21 protein-coding genes and 1 pseudogene are annotated in these 19,840 nt (G+C 43.3%); 4 read left to right on the top strand and 18 right to left on the bottom strand.

Translation table 11 applies throughout. The features are described from left to right. The first annotated feature begins 146 nt into the window (after positions 1-146). The gene (locus IEW05_RS26040; protein WP_188534836.1) at positions 147-434 is read left to right on the top strand and encodes a hypothetical protein; all 288 of its coding nucleotides are present in this window, start codon (positions 147-149) and stop codon (positions 432-434) included. 33 nt (positions 435-467) lie between these two features. Then, positions 468-533 (top strand): annotated as a pseudogene (locus IEW05_RS26035) (hypothetical protein); the annotation flags it as partial. Between the two features lie 291 nt (positions 534-824). On the opposite strand, the gene rlmD reads toward IEW05_RS26035, so the two are convergent. The 4 genes from rlmD to IEW05_RS00645 all read right to left on the bottom strand — a co-directional run bounded on the left by rlmD (position 825) and on the right by IEW05_RS00645 (position 4,699). Then, positions 825-2,363, bottom strand: coding sequence for a 23S rRNA (uracil(1939)-C(5))-methyltransferase RlmD (rlmD, locus tag IEW05_RS00660; protein WP_188534832.1), 1,539 nt, complete (start codon positions 2,361-2,363; stop codon positions 825-827). A gap of 292 nt (positions 2,364-2,655) precedes the next feature. After that, complete coding sequence (locus IEW05_RS00655; protein WP_188534830.1) at positions 2,656-3,537, bottom strand: diacylglycerol kinase; 882 nt, start codon at positions 3,535-3,537, stop codon at positions 2,656-2,658. Positions 3,538-3,559: 22 nt separating this feature from the next. Next, complete coding sequence (locus IEW05_RS00650; protein WP_188540625.1) at positions 3,560-4,342, bottom strand: sirohydrochlorin chelatase; 783 nt, start codon at positions 4,340-4,342, stop codon at positions 3,560-3,562. A 66-nt stretch (positions 4,343-4,408) separates the two neighbouring features. Continuing rightward, positions 4,409-4,699: a YerC/YecD family TrpR-related protein gene (locus tag IEW05_RS00645; RefSeq protein ID WP_127192975.1), complete on the bottom strand. Its 291-nt coding sequence runs from the start codon at positions 4,697-4,699 to the stop codon at positions 4,409-4,411. Positions 4,700-4,914: 215 nt separating this feature from the next. On the opposite strand from IEW05_RS00645, the gene IEW05_RS00640 reads away from it, so the two are divergent. After that, complete coding sequence (locus IEW05_RS00640) at positions 4,915-5,424, top strand: hypothetical protein (RefSeq protein WP_188534828.1); 510 nt, start codon at positions 4,915-4,917, stop codon at positions 5,422-5,424. 39 nt (positions 5,425-5,463) lie between these two features. Here IEW05_RS00640 and corA read toward each other — a convergent pair whose 3' ends face one another. From corA to IEW05_RS00605, 7 genes are all read right to left on the bottom strand, one after another. Continuing rightward, entirely contained in the window at positions 5,464-6,432 is a 969-nt protein-coding gene (gene corA / locus IEW05_RS00635) for a magnesium/cobalt transporter CorA (RefSeq protein WP_188534826.1), read from the bottom strand. Positions 6,433-6,522: 90 nt separating this feature from the next. Then, entirely contained in the window at positions 6,523-7,512 is a 990-nt protein-coding gene (locus tag IEW05_RS00630; RefSeq protein WP_188534824.1) for an inorganic phosphate transporter, read from the bottom strand. Positions 7,513-7,600: 88 nt separating this feature from the next. Further along, positions 7,601-8,215, bottom strand: a complete 615-nt coding sequence (locus IEW05_RS00625) for a DUF47 domain-containing protein (protein ID WP_188534822.1) — start codon at positions 8,213-8,215, stop codon at positions 7,601-7,603. A 212-nt stretch (positions 8,216-8,427) separates the two neighbouring features. Continuing rightward, positions 8,428-9,492: a DUF3048 domain-containing protein gene (locus IEW05_RS00620; protein WP_229753206.1), complete on the bottom strand. Its 1,065-nt coding sequence runs from the start codon at positions 9,490-9,492 to the stop codon at positions 8,428-8,430. A gap of 119 nt (positions 9,493-9,611) precedes the next feature. After that, positions 9,612-10,412 (bottom strand): DODA-type extradiol aromatic ring-opening family dioxygenase, encoded by an 801-nt coding sequence (locus tag IEW05_RS00615; protein ID WP_188534820.1) that lies wholly within the window; start codon positions 10,410-10,412, stop codon positions 9,612-9,614. Between the two features lie 411 nt (positions 10,413-10,823). Next, entirely contained in the window at positions 10,824-11,654 is an 831-nt protein-coding gene (locus tag IEW05_RS00610) for an alpha/beta hydrolase (RefSeq protein WP_188534818.1), read from the bottom strand. A 132-nt stretch (positions 11,655-11,786) separates the two neighbouring features. Further along, entirely contained in the window at positions 11,787-12,002 is a 216-nt protein-coding gene (locus IEW05_RS00605; protein ID WP_188534816.1) for a hypothetical protein, read from the bottom strand. A gap of 219 nt (positions 12,003-12,221) precedes the next feature. On the opposite strand from IEW05_RS00605, the gene IEW05_RS00600 reads away from it, so the two are divergent. Further along, a complete protein-coding gene (locus tag IEW05_RS00600) occupies positions 12,222-12,908 on the top strand; it encodes a DUF1129 family protein (protein WP_188534814.1) in 687 nt (228 codons plus the stop codon). Positions 12,909-12,960: 52 nt separating this feature from the next. Here IEW05_RS00600 and IEW05_RS00595 read toward each other — a convergent pair whose 3' ends face one another. From IEW05_RS00595 to ilvA, 7 genes are all read right to left on the bottom strand, one after another. Beyond that, complete coding sequence (locus IEW05_RS00595) at positions 12,961-14,370, bottom strand: erythromycin esterase family protein (protein WP_188540621.1); 1,410 nt, start codon at positions 14,368-14,370, stop codon at positions 12,961-12,963. Positions 14,371-14,438: 68 nt separating this feature from the next. Further along, complete coding sequence (locus tag IEW05_RS00590; protein WP_188534812.1) at positions 14,439-15,209, bottom strand: hypothetical protein; 771 nt, start codon at positions 15,207-15,209, stop codon at positions 14,439-14,441. Further along, positions 15,206-15,907, bottom strand: a complete 702-nt coding sequence (locus IEW05_RS00585; protein ID WP_188534809.1) for an ABC transporter ATP-binding protein — start codon at positions 15,905-15,907, stop codon at positions 15,206-15,208. Before IEW05_RS00585 ends, IEW05_RS00590 begins: the two co-directional genes overlap by 4 nt. Positions 15,908-15,945: 38 nt before the next feature. Further along, a complete protein-coding gene (locus IEW05_RS00580; protein WP_188534807.1) occupies positions 15,946-16,320 on the bottom strand; it encodes a GntR family transcriptional regulator in 375 nt (124 codons plus the stop codon). A gap of 48 nt (positions 16,321-16,368) precedes the next feature. After that, the gene (locus IEW05_RS00575) at positions 16,369-17,133 is read right to left on the bottom strand and encodes an ABC transporter permease (protein WP_188534805.1); all 765 of its coding nucleotides are present in this window, start codon (positions 17,131-17,133) and stop codon (positions 16,369-16,371) included. After that, positions 17,126-18,076: an ABC transporter ATP-binding protein gene (locus IEW05_RS00570; RefSeq protein WP_188534803.1), complete on the bottom strand. Its 951-nt coding sequence runs from the start codon at positions 18,074-18,076 to the stop codon at positions 17,126-17,128. Before IEW05_RS00570 ends, IEW05_RS00575 begins: the two co-directional genes overlap by 8 nt. Positions 18,077-18,536: 460 nt before the next feature. Further along, a complete protein-coding gene (ilvA, locus tag IEW05_RS00565; RefSeq protein ID WP_188534801.1) occupies positions 18,537-19,799 on the bottom strand; it encodes a threonine ammonia-lyase IlvA in 1,263 nt (420 codons plus the stop codon). Positions 19,800-19,840 lie beyond the last annotated feature (41 nt).

Genomic DNA, 19,840 nt, shown 5'->3' with positions numbered 1-19,840 from the left:
AAAAAAGAAGAGTGGATTCAAAGGAATTATCCCGTATGATAAAGCAAAAGTAGAACAAATGCTTCGAGCTCTGCAACGTGAACTTTACCACTGGAGGATAATGATTACTTTAGCTCTTACAACCGGGTTACGACGGAGTGAGTTACTTGTACTTGAATGGAAGCAATCTTAATTTTGACACGGGGGTATTAGATGTTTCACAGAGCATGATTCATGCTCTGAAGGGTGAAATCATCGTGAAACAGCCTAAAACAAAAAAATCTACTCGTAACGTTGCATTACCAAGCTCGATGCTTAAAGAGCTAACAGAATATTACGAATACAGAATTCAAGAACGAAATGACATCGGGGATGAATGGTGCGGCTTCAATTGTTTTTTTATGTTTTCACATCCCCGTGGACAACCATTCCGTCATGATCGGCCCTATCAATAGTTCCGATTGTTCGTTAAGAATGATTTCCGGTACATCAGATCCCATGATCTTCGGCATACGTCGGCTACAATTCTGATTCCAAGGCGTCCTGCCAAGATCATCTCTAAACGGCTTGGGCACGAGAGCATTACAATAATAATGAAGATTTACGGCCATGCTCTTCGGACGGCCGACCAAGCAGCCGCGGATAAGTTCGAATTATTCTTCACATCTAAAACAGCACACTAACAATAACGAAGACGCCTAGGCTTTTACCCGGCGTCTTCGGTTCATTTAGGTTGATTTATGATTGACTTTTACATCAATTTTACATCAATCATCAATTTTGCCCCTTGTATCACAAACATCCTTAACCTGTATCATACCCAAAAACCAACAAAACGAAAGGTTTCACTTAACTGTTTCATCCCTCACCAACAAAGCCACCGACTCCACATGCACCGTATGCGGAAACATATCCACCGGCTGCACTTCAACCGTTCTGTACCCACCATCCTCCAACACTCGCAAATCTCTAGCCAATGTCGCCGGGTTGCATGACACATACACAACCCGCTCTGGCTTCATCTCCAGAATCGTCTCTAAGAGTCGCGGGTCGCAGCCTTTGCGAGGTGGATCGACGACGATGACATCGGCCTCGATCCCTTGCTCTTTCCAGCGAGGGATGACGTCTTCGGAAGCGCCCACTTCAAAGGTGACATGCTGCATATTATTGAGCTCCGCATTCGCGCGAGCATCTTCGATGGCTTCTTTGACGATCTCCACACCATATACACGCTTAGCATGTTGCCCTAAGAATAAAGAGATTGTACCAATGCCGCAGTAAGCGTCGATCACGGTCTCCGCTCCCGTTAGCCCTGCATATTCTACAGTTTTTCCATAAAGTACTTCAGTCTGAACCGGATTCACTTGATAGAACGAACGAGCCGAAATGGCAAACTTAACATCACCGATGTAGTCATAGATCACTTCTTTTCCCCAAAGAACGCGGGTAACATCCCCAAAAATAACGTTAGTTTGCCGTGTATTCACGTTCTGGCAGATACTCACAACCGCAGGGATCTCCTCCCGGATCGCGTTGATCCACTCGTCTTCACGTGGAATTTTGTTGCCATTGGTGACAAGGACCAGCATCATCTCACCTGTGCGGAAGCCGACCTTGACGACGACGTGACGCAATAGGCCGTGTCCTGTCTCTTCATCGTATGCAGTAATGCCGAAGCGGCGGCCGATCTCTTTAACCTTAACAACTACATCGTCGTTGCTCTCGTGCTGAATGAGACAAGTCTCCATATCTATGATGCGATGACTACCACGGGCATAAAACCCTCCGACCAAACCACCTTCGGTAACGCCAATAGGCACCTGTGCCTTATTCCGATAGCGCCAAGGCTCTTCCATACCAAGTGTGGGCAGAACGGTGATCCCACTGTCAGAAGAATTCTCGTCACCAGCTACACTCAGCTTACCGATCCGCTCTAGCGCATCCACAACATGCTGCCGTTTCCAAGCTAACTGACCTTCGTAACTCAAGTGCTGAAGCTGGCAGCCACCGCACTTATCATAGATCAAGCAAGGTGCGGCCACACGGTCTGGACTAGTTTCAATAACCTCCAGCAATTTAGCATAACCGAACTGTTTCTTCGTTTTTAGCACTTTTACCCGGACTTGCTCCCCCGGCAAAGCTCCTCCCTGAACAAATAACGTGTAGCCCTCTACTCTGCCCACACCTTCACCGTCATGATTCATACCGATGATGTCGATGACAGCTTCATCATTCTTCGCTACCGGTAAGCCGGCAATCTGCGTTTCGGCAGGAGTGTTCACGCCTCTCCCTGCTCTCCCGCTTCCTTTACCCCCGCGCCCTTGCTGTCCTGCGCTACTGAGGTCTTTTCCGCTTCCTGTCCGTGCATTCCGGTGTCTATTCATGACGATTGCTCCACTTCTTTCCTGAAAGTTATTATTTTACGTATCATACGCTACTTGTCCGCTTATATCCGCACAAATCCCCCGCCGATACGGGCAGGGGATTCTAAATTCTGACCAGAATTGTCATTACTTTAACTGCATTTTCTACATCTATTATCCGTAAATACTCACTGACCAATATTGTAACTGCAAACCATACACTTAATCAGCCCAACACAATTTTTAATTTCAAAACATACCCGAATTAACTGTAGTTTTTGCACTTAGGTCACTGATTGGAACCACATCTCACTTAAGCAAAAATTTGCAAATGTCGTGGTAAAATCTCAAAGACCCCCGGCAGCTCGCCGCCCAATTCGCCATCAAGATTGAGTAACACATGGTCTGGCGAAGTTACTTCCATTCGTCTCGTCTTGAGATAAACAACATGTGGATCATTGAAGTGGTCACCGCGTAGTGCCATCGATACAAGTCGAATAAACTCTGCCAGGTTGCATTTCTTAACTGCGATAACATCAAGCAGTCCATCATCGATCCGTGCATCTGGAGCCAGCTTCTCAAAGCCGCCAACCGAATTACTATTCGCAATAAGGAAGAGCATAAACTCGCCTTCCAGTACGTCGTATCCTTCAGCGCGAATCGTCAAATTTGTTGGTGACAGACTCGCCATTTTCTCGATGCCCTTCATGTAATAAGCAAGCTGGCCAATCAGTGTCTTTAGACGACTAGGCACTTCATAAGTTAATTGCGTCAAAGAACCGCCACCTGCGATATTGATAAAATGACGATCATTCGCCTTACCGATATCAATGGGTCTCGTCTTATTCTCAATAACTAAATCGCAATAGTCCTCCCAACGCTTCGGAATGCCCATGGCTCTAGCGAAGTCATTCGTTGTTCCCAAAGGAAACACACCAAGTGGCGGTAAATTATTCTTCCCTGCCATCCCGTTAACAACTTCGTTTAGCGTGCCATCCCCACCAGCAGCGATAATAATATCATAGCCCCGGTCGACAGCGTCAGCCGCCTCAAGCGTTGCGTCACCTTCACCTTGTGTTGCATGACAAGACGTCTCGATACCAGCACGATCAAGTCGTTCCAGTACGTGCGGAAGTAACCGCCGCATCTCCTCTCGCCCAGAGGTTGGGTTATAGATCAACCTAGCTTTTTTCATTCCATGAACGCCACCCGTTTTATCATAATTTCAATCTCATTATATTTAATATTTGCCGAGATATCCAGCGGGATAACAAATGATGTGGTAGCAATGCTTCTCCCGAATAACGATATCGCAAGCCGCTAAGTCGCGAAGGAATCGCCGACTTCGTAAAATAACCCGCACTTAGAAATAACGGTGCAATCATAACATCGCAACCGCGCCTCTCTTGCCAGTATATCACTTTACGCCGCACATTGTCTGGATTAAGTAATGCATAATCGGAATAAGCAATCCCACTTACCTCTTGAACGCGTTTGGACAATGAGGAGATTCCCCGCTCCCAACGCTGGAGGAAGCCATCATGTTTGCTACCATGACCCACCAGAAGCAGCACCTCATGTGCTGGATCAGCTGACAACGTCTTTATTTTATCCCAGATCATCTCAGCAATTACCGGATCATCGTCAATAGGATCGCCAAATAACACGCGGGCACAAAGACGGAAACGTTCAAGATCAGTCTCCTTCTCCGGCGTGTTCTTCACACCGAACGCATAAGCTATCTCATCAACATGCGTGCTCCCGGAAGACACAAACAAAGGAATAACAATAAGGTCTGTCACTCCCTGTGATTCCAGTCGATCAATACCATCCTGAATAAGACGCCCTTCCACTATTTCAAGAAAAGATGTCTCCATCAGCAGCCCCGCTGGCAACTCTGCCGCAGCTTCCAACACGGCAGAGTCTACTGATGCTACCCATTCCTTATCTGGAGATCCATGACTAATCACAAGTACCCCTAGCTGAGGAAGCTTCTCCAACGTTGCCCGCGAATTCCGATCCGTTAGTACTTCTAACGGCGCCTTCTTAGTCCACGGATTCACTACTTAGCGATCCAAACGATCCAGCGCCATTTTATAGCCATCGTTGCCATAATTAAGACAACGTTTCACACGTGAGATTGTTGCCGTACTAGCTCCTGTCTCAGCTTCAATCTGGTTGTACGTATTTCCCTTACCAAGCATACGCGCTACTTCTAAACGCTGAGAGAGGGATTGGATTTCATTTACCGTACATAAATCATCGAAGAAGACATAACATTCCTCGATATCTTTCAGCGTAAGAATGGCTTCAAATAATTGATCGATACTTTTATCATTTAACTTCTTGAGTTGCACTGAATAATCATCCCCTACTATTACTATAAACACACATTCATTGTACCCGAGCAACGTCCCCCTTTTCAAGCATTAACGATTTCACGCATTACAGAAAGAACGTTAAAATCCGCATTCGCCCATAAAAGTCGGGACATTCGTCCATACGCACTAAGCTCCGGGCACATACAGTATAGTAATAAACGCCTATAAAATAGGAAAAGGAAAGTGATACTATGCCTCATTATAATGCTCCACGGCGGAGTGCGACGCCTCCTTCATATCCATATTCGCAATATTACCCGGGAATCAATCCGTATGAAACAGAGCTACCGCTAACTGCAGAATCATCGGCAATCATGCCTTATTCCGCACCCTCTAGTGGGGTAAATGACTCCTTTACATCAGCTGCAAGTGGAGCTGCAAAAGCGGGCGGAGGTTTCTCCATACCAAATCTTGGCGATATCAAAGGAATCGTGGATCGATTTGGTGGTATCGAAGGTATTCTTGCGACCATGGGAAAAGTACAGAAGATGATGCAAACCTTTCAACAATTCGCACCAATGGCCAAACTGGTCGCAGGTCTTCTCCCTGGAGGTAAAGGCGCGGCATCGAAAGGTAGATCGGGAGGACTTGATGAATTCAAACCCCGCCGACGCCGAAAAAAAGGAACCAAACGAAGTAATAGCCAGCGTCGCTCCACTTCTTCAAAGAGCCGCTCTAAATCCGGGAAGAGCCGCCGTTAACACGGGGGCTCCTTCCTACATAAACAAACAGGAACCTCATTATTTAAACCAGCCACGCTTTTTGAACCAGAGGATCATCCAAATGCTCAGTCCTAACATCACAATAAGTACGATAAAATACCCATATTTCCAATCCAACTCTGGCATATTGATAAAGTTCATACCATAGATACCTGCAATCAACGTAAGTGGCATAAATACCGTTGTAATAACCGTTAACGTCTTCATAATACCGTTCATCCGATTAGAGTTAAGAGATATATAAGAGTCTCGTAGATCTGCGGTCATTTCACGATCACTTTCAATCATCTCGGACAACTTAAGCAAATGATCATAAATATCAGAGAAATGAACACGATGCTCCTTCTCTCCCTGGATATGCTGGGAATTTAGAATACGATACATCATATCCCGCATTGGTACGATGGTTCTCCTTAATTTGAGCAACCGCCCCCGCAGATCAAACACCTGATTCATCAATAGTTCAACAGATTCCCTTGCTCCTCTTTTCTCGAGCTCATCCAGTTCGTCCTCGATCGCATATACGCAAGGAAAATACTGATCAACTAATTTATCGATCACCATATATGCGGCAGCAAAAGGACCCTTAAGCCAACTCTTCTTGTCATGGGGACGTTTCACTATGGCTTCCCATGCTTCATCTAGTTCTGTTAATGAGCGATGATGAAAGGAAACAAGGTAGGTACTCCCAATAAACAGATTGACCTCCACTGTAGAGAGAGTATCTGGGTCAATGGCGTGCAGAACTAGAAATTCGTAGTCTTCGTAATAATCGACTTTAGGTCTTTGAAGAACCATAAGGCAATCCTCGATAGCGAGCGGGTGGAAGTGGAAATAGTTGCCCAGCTCTTCCGCTTCCTCTTTCGTCGGTTCGTCGAAATCAATCCAGCTCCATAAGTATTGCGACGTCGACATATTGTTTAGTTGTTCAAGCGAAATGTTAGACTCTACCTTGTGATCATGCGTAATCCCCAATATCCGAATCACTTGCCTCACCTCTCCACTCATCCTGCAAAAATTATATCTAGACCCACCAAAAAAAGCCAATCTCCAAATGATTGGCTTTCGAAACACTGCTTAGAATAACAGTTTGTATATGCCTCCGGCAAGCAAACCCGCAATTGGAATCGTAATTACCCAAGAGATCACAATTCTTCCCGCAAGCGACCACTTTACTGCCGAGAAACGCTTCGCTGATCCTACGCCGAGAATAGCGGAAGTAATTGCGTGAGTTGTACTAACTGGCAAGTGGATCAGTGTCGCTCCAAAAATGATGGAAGCAGAGGTAATATCCGCCGCAAATCCATTAATTGGCTCGATCTTGAATATCTTCGTTCCCATCGTTTTGATGATCTTCCAACCACCGATAGAAGTACCCAATGCCATAGCTGTTGCAGCCGCTAATTTAACCCAAAGTGGAACTTCCATATGGTCCTGATATTTTGCCGTCACCAAAGCGAAGGTGATAATCCCCATCGCTTTCTGCGCATCGTTTGTACCATGAGTAAAGGACTGGATTGCAGCCGTTATAATCTGCATACTCCGAAAGCCTTTATTCACGTTATGTGGACTACGTTTAGCAAAAACATACTTCAATATGGTCATAACAATATAACCTATTGCAAAAGCAAGTAACGGGGAGAGGAGTAAAGCTTCAATAATTGTCGTGAACCCACTCCAATTTAACTTTTCCGAACCAGCACCGACTAATACCGCTCCTGCCAAAGCACCAATCAAAGCATGGGACGAAGACGATGGAATTCCAAACCACCATGTGATCAAATTCCAAATAATTGCCGCAAGCAATGTCGCAACAAGAATCTCGAGCCCATTATCGAGCGTGGCGGGGTCCGCGACACTCCCACCGATGGTCTTTGCAACACCCGTGAACATGATCGCTCCAAGAAAGTTCATAAATGCAGCCATCATAATTGCCGTACGAGGTTTCAAAGCCCTCGTAGATACAGCTGTTGCGATGGCATTAGCCGTATCGTGAAACCCATTGATGAAATCAAAAGCGAGCGCCAACACAATAACAATTAATATAATTAGCATACTAGTGTCCATATCATTTTTTGCACAGATGAATCTCTCTCTTTATATGTATCCGCGCAATTCCATCCTCCCGAATATCGATTATAACGCGAAATAATTATTACGAATTACGCATGATTATGGATTCCAGCATATTAGCAACATGCTCGCAGGCATCCGTTGTCGTTTCAAGACGTTCGTAAATTTCTTTTTTCTTAATCAACATAATCGGATCGGTTACTTTTGCAAACAATTCATTAATACAAATTCTGAGCAAATCATCGCCTTGGTTCTCTAGATCATTCAGACGAATTGTATGTTCACGGATCGCAAGTAACTTCTTCTGGGATAACAAATGAATCGCTTTTTGAATTTCATAAGCAGAGATGCGTAAGATTTCAGCAAATTTAACAATATACTCGTCCGGCTGATCGAGATGATACATGAAGAAACGTGCCGTCGTTGCCTCTAGTCCATCAATAACATCATCCAAAGTTGTCGTTAGATCCATGATGTCTTCACGTTCAATTGGCGTAATAAACGTTTTGTTTAATTCGACAATAATCGTGTGGGTGTATCCATCACATTTCGACTCAAATTCCTTCATTTTCTTAACAAACTGACCCACATCTTTGAACTCCATTACCTGCTGGGCGAAATAATCAGCCGATTCAACGATCGTATCCGCCATATTCTCCAACGTTTGAAAAAAGATGTCCTTTTTTTTCACTCGCATCTGAAATCTCCTATCCATAAGTATGTTTATTTACATTGCGTTAACATCGCGTTAACATAACCTTGATTATCTTAACACATCTAATTAACGCTAGGAAACGCTGTTACAAACATGTCACGAGAAATTTTCTTTTTCCACCTAGGATTTGGAATTCAGAACCCTCTATATGCATAACTTGTACCATAAATTGAATAATTTCCTACTTATTCGATCTATTGCATGACGACATGGCTGCTAAATTCGGGACTATTCGGTACGATGTTGAAATATGTCGTTCCAGGATAAAAAGGAACCTCGACATTATCTTTTACAAATCGAATAACGTCGTTCGAGTTGCGGATCCATCGTCCTTCGATCACCTTACCCCGTTGGAATAGCAATGCTTCTCCACCTAACTCCAGATTAACGCTCAGCCTTCCTACATCATCCAGCACTTGGTGATCTGCACCCATAACCACTACATTTGTTGCGGTTATTACCTCATCCGAGTCCCGATCCTTATATAGCTCACCATTTACTAATCGATTATAAAGCTTAGTCTCAGGATCATATTCAAAGGCGACTTGATAATTATTTAATAGAAACTTAATTTCCACCTTACTGACGGGATTTCCCTCTCCCGGGTCATCCTCATTACGGAAAGTGTAACTAGGAACTTCTGTATCTTCGATTGCATATTTCCTTTTAGTTGCGCCTTCCATCAGTTTCTCCAGATTAGAGTATAAATTATGCGGCGCCTTTCGAGACTTGTCCCGCCAGAAGTAAGCTCCCGCATTCGTTATCTCGTCGAGATCTTCTTTATGTTGACGTTGCAGAATCGCATAAGCATCATTACTTGCACCAGCATGTACGAGAACACCATGATAACTCTCCCCTAAATCGATCATATAAGGTCGAATACTACGGATAGGGCCAATTCGTGCGACTTCTTCTCCTGTTTGGAAAATCGCTACCAGACGGGTGACTCCTCCCTCCGCCAGCACTTCATAGACGATATCCGCCCCGTTTAAGCCCGATTGTGGACGAGCAGCCGGAGCATTGTTAATCATGACGGCCAACGGACGACGTACAACCGGTTCTTCCAAAGGAAGACCGGTCAGAGGAGCTGTATAGGCTGGAATAGATGGTGTTGGAATGATTTCCTCCACTTGTTCTTCCGTAACCGTTGGACCTTCTTCAGCATTGGGAGATGGAGCTTCCTTAGGTGAACCACATGCGGGGATAATAAGGAGACAAAGAAACAGGAGCAGGAGAACTACTTGATTAGATAATTTCAATATTATTATTCCTCCGTAATTCCACATTTTTCTTACAGTATACGACAAATAACATCCTCTCGGAAAGACAAGGATGTTGTGGAATGTTCATATTGTTTACAAATGTCTTCATTTTCTACTCAAATCTTGATATCTTGTCCGCCGAACATCCAGCAATTTAAGCTTAGGCTACCATATTGGTATTCTTGAAACAGCTTGCGGGCAATGCGGTCATTATCTCCTGCTCCCATCGCATATAGAAGTGGGACGATATGCTCCTTAGCATAGGCTGGAACAGCATCCCTTACGTGTGGGGCTTTCTTCTCATATTGTAATAACGAACGCAAATCCCAATTCACGAGCTGTTCTCCAACCCAATCGTCGAATTCCACAGCCCAATCCGCCGGAATGGACTTGTTATCACCTAGAAGACGCAAATTGTGAACCAATCCGCCGCTGCCAATCACGAGCACATTTTGCTCTCTTAGCCCAGATATCATTCTTCCAATGGCATATTGTTCTTCAGGGGATCGTCTGGAATCAACAGATAGTGCCACTACCGGAACATCTCCGTTAGGGAACATCGCTCTTAGGACAACCCATGCCCCATGATCAAGTCCTCTTCCTGAAGACATCAGGAATGGCAAATTATTATTCTTAAAGATAGAGCCAATCTCTCTGCTCAGTTCGGGATCACCTGGTACAGGATAGTTAATATTATACATTTCATCGGGAAATCCGTAGAAATCATGTAATGTCTGATGATGAGTATCCTCCGTCACGTATTGATCTGGCGAATCCCAGTGTGCGGAGAAGATCACAATCGCTCGTGGCTTCCTCAGTATCTCTTGTCCTAATTGCTTCAGAAATTTAGTGTACGCATTGTCTTCGATCGCGAGTGTCGGAGATCCATGTGCAATAAACAGTGCAGGTTGAGTCATCTGAGTAAACCTCCCTACGCCAAATTGATTATATAGAAGTTGTTCAAAAAGCCACCTATTGATCAAAAAACATACCAGGAAGCGGATTCGACATCGAATCTTGATTCAGCCGGACCAAGCATATGCTTACGAAGTATGTTTCCTTTGGAAACATTTAAGGTACTCACGTAGGTTTTGCCTAGCGATTGCTTCCGAAGTCGTTTTCTTCGAAAACGTGCAGCTCCGCTCCTCGGTCCCTAGCTTCGTTCAACCTTCTGGGAGCGTTTTGATAAAACGCAACTTCGAAAGCATAGACTCTGGTGCTGAATATCTGACTTTTTGAACTCACACTATACATATATTGTATCGCTGTAGGGAGTGATTTACCAGTTGTGACTTTGAGTGATGTGTATGACTTTTGTAAAATTTATATTAAATCATCCAATTCAGCCAATCATTCTGGGTCGCTTCCAATCCTCCAAGCCAATTTTTCGTCTTCTGCAACAATTGATCCTGGTGCTCGCCTGAAGAGTAGGTATGATTACCTTGGAAAATAATTTCTTTATCACACCGGCCTTCTGGGCGTGTCCAAAATACTTTCTGATACAAGAAGGCATAATCCACAGGGATATCGTCATCCGAAGTACCGTGTACGATCAGTACATCCCCAGAGAATTTAATCGCCTCTTGGAAGGGTTGATAAGTACCTAGAGATTCAAAAAATGCTGGGGAGAAGCCATATCCGAGATAATCAGCACTGCCATTCTTAACGGAAGCATCATACACTTTACGCCCAGTAATCTTAACGATATCGCTAAACGGATATCCTACCGATGACCAGAGCACTAAATTTTTAACCCGGCGATCCCGTACTGCCGTTAGGATAGCAATCGCACCGCCCAGGCTATGTCCGAGTAGAGTAACTTTCGTAGGATCGATGTCACCTATACTCAACCCGTAATCCAGAACCGCTCGTGTCTGAGCAATCAAAGAATCAACATCTTCCCGTCCGTAATCACCGCTACTCTCACCGCAGCCGATATAATCAAACCGAACGACGATATTTCCTTCAGCGGCAAGCTCACGCGCTGTCTTCACGAAGAGACGATCTACACCAATCCGGTTTCCTACAAATCCATGACATATAACCACAAGCGGTGCCCGGTCCTTACAGCGGCCTTCCTTCTTGGCACATTGTGCTGGATAATGGATACTTGCGGCAATTTGTTGCTCTTCGTGATGAATGGTAATTTGTCGTTCCATCTCACTATACCTCCCCGATCCCGCGATGCAGGACTATATATTAATTAATCCGATAAGTTTAATATGAATTATAACTTATCTTAACATCGCCGTGGGGGAGTGTCAATCGGTTCATTCGGATGACTTCATATTTTATTCATAGGACTTGAGAAAAAAAGATTGTGTCGTATCTCTCCCATCCCATTCCTGCATAAATTGTTGATTACTCCATGGTTCTGCACCCGATAGAAGCTCTTCTTCATCTCCAAACTCCAAAGAATCGACCTCCGACACTACTTCCTCAAGGCTGCCTCTAGAGTGACTATTCAGCAAATATCGCCGGGTAAGCTCCGATTCATTGTTCTTCACGCTGTTTAACCTCCACTCATTAGGATATAAATACCGTGTTTAGTCTTAGAGTTATCGGCTTTTTTTATTCCACAGTGATTCCAGTGGCTCCACCCATGGATTCTTGCACAAGTATCGAATCTTGCAGTATACTTACTCGAGAAAATCGATGATTCATTTACACTAAAGGGAATTAGAGATGAGTTCATGTCATCTATCAGTCCAGAAGGAGAAAAGTTCTTGAGTAACCATGATATGGATAACCAACTTCAGAAATTATCACAACAAATGAATCCAGCCAATCAGGTCTATTTCGAGGAAATGTTGAATTATATCTCGCCTGACTCCACTACATTATCTCGAGCGAAACGTGAGGAAATCCTGACCGATTTAGCCAAGAAAATCATTAAAAATCAAAAAAAGGCGATTCAAGCTCAAGAGTTATTTGGTGAAGATGCCGTGGCATATTGTAAAGATCTTATTGAAGATGTATTGATGCGTAAGCCCAGAACTCTGAAAGACAAAATCAAATATTATACGATGATACCTTGGGTCGCTCTGACCTGGTTATTCTTTATTTATATGATCACGGGATTTATGGGTAAATGGTTTGAGGGCGAGCTAGAATATACAGAAATTAACGCTTCAACCCTCCTCCTCATAGCTGTCTTATCGATTGTATTAATCGAGGCGGTTACCCGTTTCCTTGGACCAGGTCCTAAGGAAGAAGAATCAAATGAAGTTCCTCGTAAGTTTGATCTCAAAGCCTTAGGCATCTATATCGGTGTAGCTGTTGTTCTCATAGCCGTTTTCATGATGCTTGGACAACTCATGCCTACCTTCACCATTTCCCCTTGGGGCAGCCTCATCCTATTTCTTGTTGGTGTTGTCGGACATATATTTATCTTTGGACGCCGGGGCAAATAAATTAGCAAAGAGCCTATACGACACGGAATCATGTCGTATAGGCTCTCTTTAATTATTCCTTCTCATTTCCAAATGTGATCTTGGAATAATCTATTGGCGTAGGTGCCTTTACCTTGTCGATAACAATTACACCGTCAAATTGCTGCTGCGGAATAAATCTCATTACATTCGGTCTGATCTGCTCCGCCGTCAATCCATCTTCAGAAGCGTAAATATGTCGGAACATCCAGGCATTATTGTTATCTTTCACCTTCTGTTTCGTAAAATCGATAAAAGTGTTTGTATACCCACTTTGCATGACTTGGTACTCTAGACTTCCCTTTGTTGCTGATTCGATAGTAAAAGGTTTGTAAGAAGAGATCGTAACAGATTCACCTTGATTCATGAATAGTCCGATCACGTACATTTTGTCTTGCAGCTTCTGATGAAGCAATTCCCCCATGCTGGTGAAGCTATATATCCATTTGCCATCTTCCTTGACCCGAATATTTGAAGTATTTTTGGCAAGATGATCATTATGAGCCCACAAAATGACTTTTTTCCCCGGATATAGAGTCTTCATCACCCAATCTAGATTATCCGCCATCAGTTGGTCGCGCGAGGAGTATGCATTCGTCACGTCATCAAGTCCGCTTTTCAAAAATTCAATATGATCATGTAATGACTTCAGGTAGATATCACATAGATGCGGTTGATCAGGATAGAACGCTGCCAACTTTTCTGTTAGCTCTGCTCTATGCTCCTCAATAAACTTGATCACTTCTTGATATTGAGGCTCATACGTGTCGATTACCTTTTGCATTTCCGTTTTGAAAGCTGGTTCCTTACTGTCCATCCCATATTTGTTATAAACTTCGTAGAAATCCGTAATTGCCTGCAGCTCGAACTGAACAAAATCTTTTCCTCGATCTAGATCCAGTTGTGCGATCCCTCCAGCAATAAACTGGGTCAAATAGGAACTTGTAAACTGCATATCATATCCCGCTAGATACAGCGGATTATCGCCTTTCCCCTGTTGCTTGATATAATCGAATAACTCCAGAGTTTCCTGTGAATGCCAGATTGGAAAGATCGATGAGGTCATCATAGCCTCAGGACTAAGCGAGTCCCTATTCTCATAAACAGCGGCAGCATCGCCCATCCCGGATTCAAAGGCAATAACGTCAAATCCAAGCTCTTCATGTAAATATTTAATTAAGCGTGTCTTGATCTCACTGTATTCCGCTACTCGATGAAAGTTTTCCCCAAGACTTACAACCGTCTTGTCTTTGAGCAATGTCTTCAGAAAGGCTAGGTCCGTATAATCATCCGACTCCAATGATTTGATCTCATGAGCATTATTTTTAAGCCAATTTGTCTGGTTCTGATCCACAGCAGCAAATGAATGAGCTGGTGCAAGCAACAACGAGAAACTTGTAATCACAGTCATCATCAACATGCTTATCCGCTTATAGATTTTCATATTTTTTATAATCATATTAACTCCTTATTTTACTTAAATCGCTGCACTAATTAATAATGAGTTTGTACTCATACCTGTTCTGCACGATTCAACAAAAGTACTGTTGCATATAAGATAAGCGCGATAAAAACCAACTCGATTGCAACGGAGCTCCATTCAATTGAAAGTAGACTGCGATCAAACGTAAGCTGACCACCATCAGCTACATTCGATATCTTAACTTCCGTTCCTCGCGATATAACCAAGCCCATTCCATTTTCGGAAACATTCAGTAATTTCATCTCTACCCAGGCAAGGCCGCTTTGAACGGCAAAGAAACTAATAATCCCGATCCATCGCCCAAGCTTTCCTTTTATTGATGCACTAATCGTACTCGATAATATAATCGTTACGAAGAGGAAGGTATAAGTCCAGAACAATTGAAACAGCACGGTTAAGATATCCGAGAATGAATTAAATATATTAGCAATCTCATCAGCACTCACAATGCCTACGAATGAGTTATAAATAACTCCATGCAGTAACGCAATCGCAAGAAGTACAATGCCTGTGATCCACCCTAGAACCAGAACCGACAAGACTGTATCAATGGGCCGTTTCGGCAATAGTCTCCGGCTATAAGCTTTAATATTATGCCTATATGTTATTGTGACTAGAATGACGCTAAGTGTTGCCGCGAAGGAATACAATACTAAAGATAAGACTAGTATAGCAACTTGACCCCACCCTCTGACATTGCCGACAATCGACACAATCAATTGAAGTAGGATTAATATGGTACCCACACTGAGGAAAGTAGCGGCATTACGTTTTAAGTCATATTTCAGCAGCTTCATCATTCTGCAAACACCTCTTTGAACATGTCATCTACACTCTTGCCGTGCTTGATACGAATATTCTCAACTTCATCCTGCAAAACAATTTCACCATTCTGAATAAAGATAACTTCATCAAAGATCCGTTCAATATCACGTACAAGATGGGTAGAGATTACCAGACTGCTATCTTCGCTATAAAACTCTACGATGGCATCGAGAATTTTTGTCCGCGCTACAGGATCAACACCACCTATTGGCTCATCGAGCAAATACAGCTTGGCGTTACGAGAAAGAGCAAGTGTAAGCTGTAACCGCTCATTCATCCCTTTGGATAATGAACTAATCCGATCATTGATACTTAAATTCATGAAATCAAGCATACGCTTCGCTTTGTTCCCATCAAAATCTTGGTAAAAGTCTTGATAGAAACCGATCGCATCCTTCACTTTCATCCATGATTCTGTAAGCGGACGATCCGGCATGAAGGATACAATGGACTTTGTGTTAAGTCCTACGGGTAAACCTGCCACAGTAACGCTGCCTTCTGAAGGATGATTCAAACCGGCAGCAATTTTCATTAACGTTGTTTTTCCGCTTCCATTCGTTCCGAGTAATCCAACGATTTTACCTGCCCCAATACCAAAAGTAACGTCGCGCAGCGCCTTTTTGGAGCTATAGGATTTAGAAATTCCTTGAAACTGCAATAAGCTTTGTTCCATTTCCATTCTCCTTATCATTTTGTGTGGCGAAGCAATGATCAGTCTTTGCTCTCTTCTTCTACTGCTTCAACAACAATGGCCGCAATGTCCTTATTGGAAAAACCGAGTTCCTGCATGCCATGAATAAAGCTTTCCAGTAGATCTCCTGCCATTTCTTTTTTTATGGTCATAATTTTCGATTCCTCACTTGTCACATATCTTCCTAATCCGCGTCTCGTCTCCACGACATCCTCTCGTTCCAATTCCTGAAACGTTCGTTGAATCGTGTTTGGATTAATTTGCAATTCTACTGCGAGCTCACGAACGGAGGGGATTTTATCTCCAGCCTTTAATTTACCGGTAACAATCTCTCTCTTGATTCTATTCATAATCTGCAAATAAATCGGTAAGTTATTATCGAATTCCATACTCACAATGTGATATGCTCCTTTCCGCCGTGATGCCTGACTCAGAGCATGGCTCTATGCGACATCCCGTTTTTTAAACGTAACAAAGCTAGTTCCAAGAAATAATACCATATACACAGCAACCACAATAAGCGAGAAATTTAGCGTCATGCCTTTAAAAGGTGCACCACCTTGGCTATATACCGACAAGTCGGCATTTGTAAAAATCAAATATTTAACTATTGCATACTTAGACAGCAACATCGTAACCAGACCCTCTAGCAATACTAGGAACATGCCGATCCCAATCGTCGCCCCTGTCGATTTTGTCAATACACCAACCATAAATGTAATCGTTACATACACGAGTGTGTAGACTAGAGTATAGAGAACTGTCATAAAAACATCATTCCAGCCCATTTCAGATGATCCATTGAAGCCAAAGGCAATTCCTCCGGTAATGAAAGCAACAATTGCTGAACAAAGAAAGAGAGATACAGTATACAACACTGCCGTTACATACTTTGAGGCAAGAATCCTATTTCTGCTCTGGGATCGAATCAGTAGCAGCTTGATCGTTCCAAGACTATATTCTTTGGTGACGATCCCTGCTGTGCATATAATGCCAAGAAAGACGATAAACTGTCCCATACCACTCTTGGACATAACACTTTGTACGAACTCTACAGTAGATACAAATCCCCCTGACGACTCAAATGCTGTAGCCAGATAGCCGAACAATGCGATAAAAGCGATCAAGACCGCATAGGGGATAAAGAAACTCCGCTTCTTGGACAACTTCAACCATTCGTTAATAACTAAATTTCCGAAACTACGCAATGCGGTTTCCTCCCGTCCATTTCAAGAACTCATCTTCCAGCGACTCACGATTCTCTTGAATCCGGTAAATCGCAATCCCTTCAGCACCTAACGCGCTCACAACACGCGGAATATAGCTATCACGAACAGACACACTAACTTGCTTCAATTCAGGAGCACAATCAAGTATCGTAATCTCTTCCATACGTTCCAGCCTTTCTTTCGCCTGCTGAGCGTCATCTACGCGGAACGTGATGTTCACCTTTTCTTCCACATTAGGAGTCATACCTAGTGATCTAACCGTAACCAACTTACCTTCCTGTATGACGACAACTCGGCTACACATCTGCTCTATTTCCGACAAGAGATGGCTGGAGACTAGAATGGAAATTCCCTCTTCACTGGCGATTTGCTTCAAGTAATCGCGCATTTCACGGATACCCGCAGGATCTAACCCGTTCGTGGGTTCATCCAGAATCAAGATCGATGGCTCATGCAGTAGCGCTTGTGCGATACCAAGACGTTGACGCATACCAAGCGAATAGGCCTTTACTTTCTTATTCATCGCATCTTGCAAACCGACCAATTTCGTCACCGTCTTGATCCGTTCTTCCGTTATCCCCTTCGTCATTCGTTGATATTGCTTCAGATTGTCATATCCAGACATATAAGGATAGAACTCTGGATTCTCAATAATTCCGCCAATATGAGCGATTGCACCGGCAAAATCATTTCGAATACTTTTCCCTCTAACAAGTACGTCTCCTTCTGTCATACCGATCAGGCCAACGATCATACGAATCGTAGTTGTTTTACCTGCACCATTCGGGCCAAGCAAACCAACGACTTCCCCTTTTCGTATATCAAACGATAGGCTATCAACGATCTTCTTCTGTCCAATTTTCTTCGTTACTTTATTTACAGAAAGAACAACCGGATGAGTTTCTTGGTTAGGTCCGTTCATAATGCCACCTCTTTTGTATTAGTGTTATAGTTGAATAGTACACTAGTAATATAATATTGTAAAGGTTTTTTTGGAAAATAATACTTTTAGGGTACCTAAGTTGGTTTTTACAGCATATGTGAAGGGAGAGTGAAGTGAAAGGGAAGCCCCTCCTATCGCGTAGTTGCAGAAAGTACACTTATTTTGTGGTACATTGATCATTCAGATAAAATAGCTGCATAATGTACACCTAAATTTCTAATTTGAGGCAATTTGGATCAACATTGTGGAATTTAAGTGAAGATTGTGCAACTAAATGGGCCATAGCCCCAAATAGAACTCAAATAATTGTACTTTGTACACTTATTACGTAAATTAGGTGAGCGAAAAGACAGCACTGAGCATAACAAAAAGATGCTCTCTCAGTAACTGAGGAGCACCTTAATATATTGCCAAACTTTGTATTTGAATTCTTCTACACTCAGATCAATAAATTAAATAAATTTAGATCACGATTCAGCTCTGTATATTCGATACCACTTTTATCCATTCTTTTGATTAAGCTCTTATAATCATCTTTGTCACTCAGCTCGATGCCAACTAACGCTGGCCCGTTCTCCTTATTGTGTTTCTTCGTATACTCGAACCGTGCAATGTCATCGTTTGGACCAAGTACTTGCTCCAGAAATTCACGAAGAGCGCCACTACGTTGCGGGAAGTTAACAACAAAATAATGCTTCAATCCTTCATAGATGAGCGAACGCTCCTTCATCTCCTGCATCCGATCGATATCATTATTCCCGCCACTTATTACGCATACAACCGTTTTTCCACGGATTTGATCCCGGTACATATCTAGTGCAGACACAGGCAAAGCTCCAGCTGGTTCAACCACGATAGCACTATCGTTATATAGCTCAAGAATGGTCGTACAAGCTTTACCTTCCGGCACTTGAATAATATCATCCAGTACCTTGGCACAAATCTCGTAGTTTAGCTGACCAACCCGTTTCACGGCCGCACCGTCAACAAACTTATCTATCGCCTCGAGTGGGACTACTTGTCCTTGCTTCATGGCTTCTGTCATCGATGCCGCTCCGGAAGGCTCCACCCCAATTACCTTCGTGGTTGGACTCACGGTCTTGATATAGGTGCCGACACCAGATACTAGTCCACCGCCACCAATCGTAACAAATATATAATCAGCAGGTGCATCAAGACTCTCCATAATCTCCATCCCGATCGTTCCGTTTCCGGCTACGATTTTGGCATCGTCAAATGGATGAATAAAGGTCTTTCCACCTTCACTGCATGCCTTCATAGCTTCTGCATAAGCATCATCATAAGTGTCGCCAGTTAGAATGATATCCACATGCGAACCACCAAAACGTTTCACTTGCTTAACCTTTTGATTCGGCGTCGTGCTCGGCATGTAGATTTGCCCTTGAATGCCAAGTGCATTGCAAGAATAAGCCACGCCTTGTGCGTGATTGCCCGCACTTGCACACACGATTCCCTTCTCCATATCTTCTGGACATAGATTACGAATCATATTATAGGCTCCTCTAATTTTAAAGGAACGTACAATCTGTAGGTCTTCACGCTTTAGATACACTTTACAATCATATCTCGCTGATAACGTTGCATCCAATTGCAGTGGGGTGCGTTTTACAACCTCTTTAAGCACGTGATGCGCTCTTACGATATCTTCCATTCCCACCGTTTGTCGTTCTTCCTCGCCCATTCTCATTCTCCTCGATTCCATGGCTTCGTCATTTTCACTTC

This window comes from Paenibacillus segetis (genome assembly GCF_014639155.1).
GTDB lineage: Bacteria > Bacillota > Bacilli > Paenibacillales > Paenibacillaceae > Fontibacillus > Fontibacillus segetis.
The sequence above is the reverse complement of the archived record's forward strand: the minus strand, read 5'-3'. Positions and strand labels throughout refer to the sequence as shown.